Raw genomic sequence first — 8,221 nt, forward strand, 5'->3', positions numbered from 1 at the left:
ACGTGAGGCGGCTCCATCGAAGCCTAGGTCGGGCTTCCCAAAAAACTCCTACTCTTTCCGTTTATAATACAAAGGGAAAAGCCCCATTAAATCCCGGGGCTTTAGGATGAATAGCAGGAGTTAAAGCCAAACAAAAAAAGGCAGAGCCGTTGCGGACTCTGCCTGTATGTACTTCATGATTTAGAGAAAGGATTACTGCTTTTTTCTTCTGATCCTGTAACCAGCAAGACCTGCTAAGCCGGTGCCGAAGAGAAGCATGGTCGCTGGTTCTGGTACTGGCTCAGTTTGGTCCTGCGGTCTAAGAATCCAATTACCTCCCGCAGCGGTATAGGTATCAAAACCAATATAAGTATTAAAATTTTGATGAAACAGAAAAGAATCCCTCCTGTATTCGAATATCCATTCTGCAATCCCATTATTGCCAGTACCATTCAAGCCACCGGCACCATCCTCGACCAGGGAGTTGAGAGAGCTCTCGGAATCGAAAAGCGGAAGGTTTAATGCGTCTCGTCCCGCACGAGTCCAGGCGAAAAGTTCGACGCTATCAGTTGTCCAGGGCCCGGTGGCGCTGTCAAATTCCATGATTGCTAACGGGGTGCCGGTGTCATTCTGTATGAATTCATATGAATTCTCACCATTTTTTGACCAATTACCTCCCGCAGCGGTATAGGTATCAAAACCAATATAAGTATTAAAATTTTGATGAAACAGAAAAGAATCCCTCCTGTCTTCGAATATCCATTCTGCAATCCCATTATTGCCAGTACCATTCAAGCCACCGGCACCATCCTCGACCAGGGAGTAGAGAGAGCTCTCGGAATCGAAAAGCGGAAGGTTTAATGCGTTTCTTCCCGCACGAGTCCAGGCGAAAAGTTCGACGCTATCAGTTGTCCAGGGCCCGGTGGCGCTGTCAAATTCCATGATTGCCAGCGGGGTGCCGGTGTCATTCTGTATGAATTCATAAATAGCACCAGCTGAAGATGATGATGGCATGCCAAATCCATTTATTGCCAAAATAGTTACCAGCCCCGCTAAAATCTTCTTCATTTTCATTCCTTTATTGAAAGTTATAATTTCTCTTTTGAAACTGCTTATGTTTGTGATTTAAGCATTTCCTGAAGACTGAATCAGCAGGACCAAAGCCACCAGGCTTGTAAAAAGTAAGCAATATATATGCCGATAGTGCCAAAGCAGTAGCGGCACATGAGAAATGAACGCAGGTTCAGCTGTTTAACTGACAATAGCGGTGCCGCTGATTTTGATTAATTTTGCTCATAAATTCCTGATTTCCGGACAATTTGCACAGAATACCGGAAAAGCGGAAAGACGGGAACACCACTAACTTAGACTGAATCCATCAACCCTTTGAGTCTAGATGTTCCATGTCAAAGGTAACTGTTCATGGGCTCCGGAAAGTGAAGACATTTCCAAAATACTCAGCCTTCAACTTATGCCAACTATACGTAACAAATTTTTCTTCATCACAACTAAAGGTTAATTATGGAAACCTTTCTTGAAAGGATTCATCTACAGCAAATGGTTACACATTCATCCTTCTGCAGACAAGGCATAACAAATTATTGACTATTGATTACTTCAGTAAGACTATTCTTGTCAATGCACAGGAATGATACAAAGCGTTTACCGGAACACAAAGAAAATACCGGCGAAGATCCCATAGGATGTTGGATCGAAATCCTGGCTCTTGCCACGCAGTTCAAGCCATTTGCCTTCAGCAAACATCCCGAAATCCCGGCCGAGAAAATATTCGGCCCCGAGCTTGCACTGCAGCCCGCCATACCCGTGGTGGTCGATTTTATCACCACGATCGTCAAGCCCGGCATAGCCGATGCCGAACCCGCCGCTGACATAGGGGTGGAATTTTGCTGAGAAATCAAAATAGTATCTGGCGTTAAACATCAGAAGAGATGAATCAACCGTACCCATTGCGCCCTGTTCCGCCGGTTTGAAATCATAGGTAAAAGAGGTGAAATCCGCTCCCAGGCCCCAGAAATAGGCACCGCTGGAGGGGAAGCGATGCTCAAGGGATACAGAATAAGTGCTTGCATGAGATGACTCAAACTCGCGTTCATAATCATTTACCGTCTGGGTTTGATCAAGAATAAACGCAGCGCCGCGCGAATACCCGACCATGGTTTCGTATTCCACTGCCCAAACACTGGATACACCCATTAAACCCAGCAAGGATAACAACAAAATCGCCCAAAAATTTTTCATCAGGCTACCCATAAATATTTCAAGGACCACTGATTAATTATCAGGAGTTCCTTGCGCATGTTAAACAACTTCAACACATCATCGGCTGTTTACGGTTTTGAGTTTAAATGAATTGTCGCCGAACTCGACAATAAATTAAGGATGGCCAGGGACTGCGGATCATATGGCGGTCGTGCCTCAAAAACACCGTCATTGTAGACGCCAGCAGATTTGTAGAGATAAAACAGACTAAACGGGAATTATCAAGAATTTGAGATGAGATGCATTTTTGCTTTAACACTTTTTCGATCAACAAGATGCCACTGGCCATCCTGCAAAAGATAATGGGGCTTGAATGCCGCTTTGTAACTCATTGCCTGGATATCCTCGATCCAATATCCCAGATAAAGATCTTCAATGCCCTGTTGCTTGCCGAGTTCGATAAGGGTCAGAATATTAAATGTCCCCAGGCTGCGCTTTTCTTCATCAGGATTAAAATAGAAATACACCGCGTTGAGGAGCGAAGCGCAGATGTCCACAATGGCAATGCCCAACAGTTCGCCTGCAACCTTGTAACGTATTTCAAAGGTGTTCCCGAAAGTGCTCAGGAAAAAACCCGAGTAGTACCCCAGGGCATCATTTCCGCGACCGGGATAACGAGTATCAAGAAATCTGTTAAGCAATGCGAGATTGCTGTTTTCCATGCTCATGGAACAAACACTTACTTCAACATCCTTATTCCGCATTGAAACCCTTTTCTGGTTTCTGTTGGGCTTAAATTGTGTGGGATTCATCCGGATGGGCACGCATGCGTTACATCCTCTGCATTGCATGGTATAGAAACAATTGCCATTTCTCCTGAACCCGGCAGCAAATAACTGCTGCATGACATCCTCGGAAATAGTTTCAAACCTGGCCTGTCGATAAATTGCCACGAAGGGCAATCCGTATGGACACTCGGTTGGCACATCGAGGAAATACTTGCAGAGCTCGGATAAGATAGGAAATGAATCAGCTCTGGTTTCTTCGTCGAGGAAAATCATAACATTTAATCATAAACAGTTTTCATGGAGATTATTTCATTATAAAAACTTTTGAAAAAAATTTCACGACTGTATCGGTATAGGCAGATCAACAATGGCAGTGGTGTGATCTCCCTGGATGCTTTCAAATCGAAGATAGCCCTGATGCTCCATGACCAGATTCTGACTGATGCTCAAACCCAACCCGGTGCCTTCGCCAGGAGGTTTTGTGCTGAACAGCGGATCAAATATCTTGTCGATTACCTCCTTTGGAATCCCCGTGCCAAAATCCGTCACCGTTGTCCGCAGATAATCTTTACCGTCTACCTGTATGACAAAACTGGTAATTTCAAGGCGTTTGCCGGGGTCCTGCCCCTTATAACGCATCTTGAGAGAATAACGGGCATTGCTCAATAAATTAAGGAAAACCTGCTGAAGTTGTTGAGGATTGCCTTTAAGGTAGGGGAGATCAGGGGAAATATCAATAACTGCTGAAATAGCGTCCTTATTAAACTGATACATGAGAAGGGAGACGCTGTCTCTGATAACGTCTTCGATCTGAAACTCCTCAACAGTTTCATCCCGTTGCCTGGCAAAATCAAGAAGATTACGGACAATACCCGAAATCCGGTCGCCTTCCTTGATTATCCTGGTTAGAATTTCTCCTCTTTCTTTGGCTTCAATATCGGATGCCTCAAAGCCATCCAGCAGTATCTGGGTGAGATTAATAATCCCGTTTATCGGGTTATTAATCTCATGGGCAACTCCAGCGGCAATTTCTCCGATGGCGGCAAGCTGGCCGGCACGAAGGGCTTCGGCCTTCTTGATTTTCTCCTCGGTGATATCACGCGCCATGGCGATAAACAGCGTTTTTGCGCCGAACATCATCTGGCTTATTGAAAGCTCAAGAGGAAAAGTGGAACCATCCTTTCGCCGCCCGGTAATTTCCTGGGGGCTGCCCATAAACCTCGTGATATCCGGCGGCCCAGTTTCCTGAACGGCTGAATACTTACTGCCCCGTTCCGAAGAAAACCGCACCAGCACATCTATATGCTGCCCGACAACCTCATGGGAATCAAACCCGAATATCCTGGTCGCCGCGGTGTTTAATGATTCAATACAGCCGTCCTCATCCAGGGTAATCAAACCATCAAGCATGTTTTCGATAATCGACCGGATTCTTGCTTCCGCCTGTTCCCGCTCGCGGATAGATTCCTGCAACCGGTGCGAGCCGATAAGGATGCCCATGATACCAAGCAACCATAAGGCAAAATGAGCCATTGAAAACATCACCGTATCTTTTCTCGAAATCGAAAAAAGCAGAGTCATGGGAACGGACACACTGATGCCGCCACGAATATCCCCCAGGTCATATCCCTGAGGCGCATGACATTTGAGGCATCCCTCCTCGGTTATCATCGGCCGCATCAGACGCAGATAAGGCTCGCCGTCAATCTTCTCAATGGAATGAACCTCTTCCTTGCCGTTTTCAAATGCTTCGAGAGCTTGAGACTCCCATTCATCCGCAGCGTTTTCAGAACGAATCGGATCCAGACTGGTGATGTGTCCGAGCACCCCGTGCCGTAAAGTCTGCATCTCGTAAATCTCGCGGATCATATATTCCGGATTCACCAGAGTATACGATTTCCCGGAAGAGGCGTTTATCATATTCTCGGGTATGTCCTTAAGATAGGGATTCGGCTGGGTGCTTTCGGTGATCGGCACGAACACCCCGTTATGATTGGAAGCCCATCGGTAATAGATAAGATCTTTCTCAAATACTGTTCTGGCCTCATTAAGCGCTACTTCAAAGGTCTCCTGCTTCTGTCTGACAAGATTAAAAGCCAGAGAAACAAAAATAATAATGGTCCAGAAACCCACCAGAATCCAGACATACGTTCCGAGTTTCATTGAAGAAAAGCCACCTTCTGATGTCTTTCCCCTCCTGGAAACACTTTCAAGCAACCAGCAAAAAACAATTGCCAGAGAAGCCATGAAGCCGCCCACTTTCACGTGGTCGCCTGCCAGATACGGCACATCAGGGTAAAAAACCAGGTCCATCAACGCATAGAGATTGCCGATAAAAACAATGAGCAATACATAGAGGGCGTATCGCCGGACTCTTCTTTTATTATCAAATACTTTCATTGGCGATATTTTGTAACCGGAAATTCATATTGTCTCTCCGGTAACAACCTCTAAGGAAGAAAAATCTTTTGAAGTTCGGCATGGATTAATAATGCAGTTTCGACCTATTTCGGTGTGTTCGGGAATTTCGACTTCTTTACCGATAAGCGTGATCCCGGTATATAAATGCCCCGGAAATTGCCGGTTCGGCTTTGTTTTCTCCTCGCCTTTCCCAACATACACATGACTACCAACCTTAACCCTTTTATCAAGAATCGCAAGATCAATGACGCTGTCTTCGCCTATCTCACAGTCATCAAATATAATCGAATCACGGACAACTGCTCCCTTTCCGACTCTGACTCCAGGAGAAAGCACCGAGTTAATAACCTCACCTTCAATGGTACAGCCCGCTGAAATCAGAGAACCGCTCACTCGGCAACCGGTCTTGAACCTGGCAGGAGCCCGGTCTGCGAGACGACCGTCGGTCTCGCCGCTGGGCCGAATCCCCCAGATTTCAGGGGTAATGCCCGATTCAGGACGGACAACATCCATATTCGCCTCCCAATACGCCTGTATGGTGCCGACATCACGCCAATAGCCGTGAAAAGGATAGGCATAGACATTATCCTTTTCAATGGCCTTTGGAATGAGATGCATGCCAAAATCCACTTCTTCCCGATTTTCCAAAAGCACCTTGAGCAGATATTCGGTATCAAATACATAGATGCCCATTGAAGCAAGGTTGGTGCGCGGCACCTTGGGCTTTTCCTCCCACTCGATTATCCTGCCGTCATCATCGGTGATTCCAGACCCGAATTGATGAATTTCACTTTCAGGCACCACCATCATGCCGATGGTGATATCCGCCTGCTTCTTTCGATGAAAGCGGATCATGTAATCAAAATCCATGCGATATATATGATCCCCGGAAAGAATGAGAATCTCCTTGGAGGGATGGGCCTTGATAAAATCAATATTCTGCCGGATGGCGTCAGCTGTGCCTTTATACCAGTCCGAATCTTTGAAACCGGTGCGGGGCGGCAGAATTTTTATTCCCCGGCTTCTACCGCTAAAATCCCAGGCCTCGCCGGTGCCGATGTGGCGCATTAAAGACAGCGGTTTATACTGGGTCAACACTCCCACCAGGGTAAAGCCGGAATTCATCACATTACTGAGACTGAAGTCGATTATCCTGTAGAGCCCCGCAAAAGGCACCGCGGGTTTGGCCCGGGTCTGGACAAGAAGATTCAACCGGCTTCCCACTCCGCCGGCAAGAAGCAATACCAATGGGCCATCAGAAACTTTCATCTGACGATCTCCCCGCTTTTTATGATCTTGGAAATCCTGCCCGGCTTGAGGTGCGGATATAAAGTACAGTCCGGACCGATAATTGACCCGTCGGGAATACTGTTATTCCAACCGACAACCGTTGCATACTGGTCCAGGCTCATATCCTCGGCCCCAATCATCACTTCCGAACCGAAAGTAACATTCACGTCGCTTACAACTTTGTTGAGGACCGAATCCCGACCCACAACATTATTGAAAAATAAGACCGAGTCCTTTACCTTGGCGCCTTTTTTTACATGCACTCCGGGAAACAGAATTGACCGTTCCACCTGTCCCTCGACAATACAGCCGTTATACACCAGACTGTCTTCCAAAGAAGCCCGGTCCCCGACTTTAAGCGGCATGCAGTCTCTTATGCCGCGATGTTCGAGATTCGTCCGAATCCCCCATTCCTCAAGATTGATTTTCGGATCAGGTCCCAGAAGGTCCATACTGGTCTGCCAATACTCCTCAACGGTTCTGGTGTAGCCCCAGTATCCCTTGAATTTATAGCCGTAAACCCGTCGCTGTTCCAGCATCATGCGGGGAATAATGTCGCGTCCGAACTCATAGGAATCATCTTCGCGGGCATTGGCCTCCAATACTTCATAAAGAACTTTCGGCCTGAAACAGAAAACAGTCAGTGATGCCCAGTTGTATCGAGGGTTTCTTGGCTTTTCGCGGTATTCAATAATCCTGCCGCCAAGCTCACCGTCTTCGTCGTCTATTTCCGCAACGCCAAAGCGGTGCGCTTTTTCTATGGGAACCTGTATGCAGCCGATGGTCAGATCGGCGTTTTTGTCGTGGTGGTATTGAATGATTTCACGGTAATCCATCCGGTAGATGTGATCTCCGGAAAGAATGAGGACATTTTCAGGGTTATGGTGTTCAAGAAAATCCAGGTTCTGATAAACTGCGTCGGCCGACCCCCGATACCAGCTTGAATGCCCCGAACCCTGGAATGGCGGCAGAATGGAAACCCCTCTGTTCCGTCCCAGCATGTCCCAGGCGGCGCCGATACCAATATGATTTATCAAGGAATAACTGCGGTACTGGCTGAGAATGGCAACCCGTTCAAGACCGGAATACATGAGATTGCTCATTGGAAAATCAATAACCCTTGCGAAACCACCAAAGGGAACGGCTGACTTTGGACGATAGGCTGTGAGTACATTAAGCTCGCCTACACGGCCGCCGGCAAGGACAATTGCCAAAGTTTTCGGTTTGAGATTCATCTCGTTTATGTACACCTTATTCCTGAACCGTAAAAATTTCACGGTACCCTGAGGGTCACAAGCAGGCTTTACAGAACAAAGCCGCAATCAATCATTGATGGACTTGTAAAATGTCACTGCAGTAAAAGGTCCACCAAACAAAATCAACATCTAATAAGGCAAGTCGATGAAATCAGTCTTTCTGCGATTTCATCACAATTAAATAGGCTCGTAAAAGGTCTCTGCAGTAAAAGGTCCACCAAACAAAATCAACATCTAATAAGGCAAGTCGATGAAATCAGTCTTTCT

Annotated in this window: 6 protein-coding genes; all 6 read right to left on the minus strand. The window is 46.6% G+C overall.

Annotation, left to right across the window (positions count from 1 at the left end; genetic code table 11):
• Positions 1–192: 192 nt before the first annotated feature.
• A complete protein-coding gene (locus tag KKE17_08030) occupies positions 193–1,047 on the minus strand; it encodes a PEP-CTERM sorting domain-containing protein (protein MBU1709935.1) in 855 nt (284 codons plus the stop codon).
• 594 nt (positions 1,048–1,641) lie between these two features.
• Complete coding sequence (locus KKE17_08035) at positions 1,642–2,238, minus strand: porin family protein (GenBank protein ID MBU1709936.1); 597 nt, start codon at positions 2,236–2,238, stop codon at positions 1,642–1,644.
• Between the two features lie 242 nt (positions 2,239–2,480).
• Complete coding sequence (locus tag KKE17_08040) at positions 2,481–3,260, minus strand: arginyltransferase (protein ID MBU1709937.1); 780 nt, start codon at positions 3,258–3,260, stop codon at positions 2,481–2,483.
• A 63-nt stretch (positions 3,261–3,323) separates the two neighbouring features.
• The gene (locus KKE17_08045) at positions 3,324–5,387 is read right to left on the minus strand and encodes a DUF3365 domain-containing protein (protein MBU1709938.1); all 2,064 of its coding nucleotides are present in this window, start codon (positions 5,385–5,387) and stop codon (positions 3,324–3,326) included.
• 24 nt (positions 5,388–5,411) lie between these two features.
• On the minus strand, positions 5,412–6,677 hold the full coding sequence (locus KKE17_08050; GenBank protein ID MBU1709939.1) for a glucose-1-phosphate adenylyltransferase: 1,266 nt from the start codon (positions 6,675–6,677) through the stop codon (positions 5,412–5,414).
• Complete coding sequence (locus KKE17_08055; protein ID MBU1709940.1) at positions 6,674–7,933, minus strand: glucose-1-phosphate adenylyltransferase; 1,260 nt, start codon at positions 7,931–7,933, stop codon at positions 6,674–6,676. Before KKE17_08055 ends, KKE17_08050 begins: the two co-directional genes overlap by 4 nt.
• Positions 7,934–8,221: the final 288 nt, after the last annotated feature.

The organism is Pseudomonadota bacterium, assembly GCA_018823135.1.
In the GTDB taxonomy this organism is placed as follows: Bacteria; Desulfobacterota; Desulfobulbia; order Desulfobulbales; family CALZHT01; genus JAHJJF01.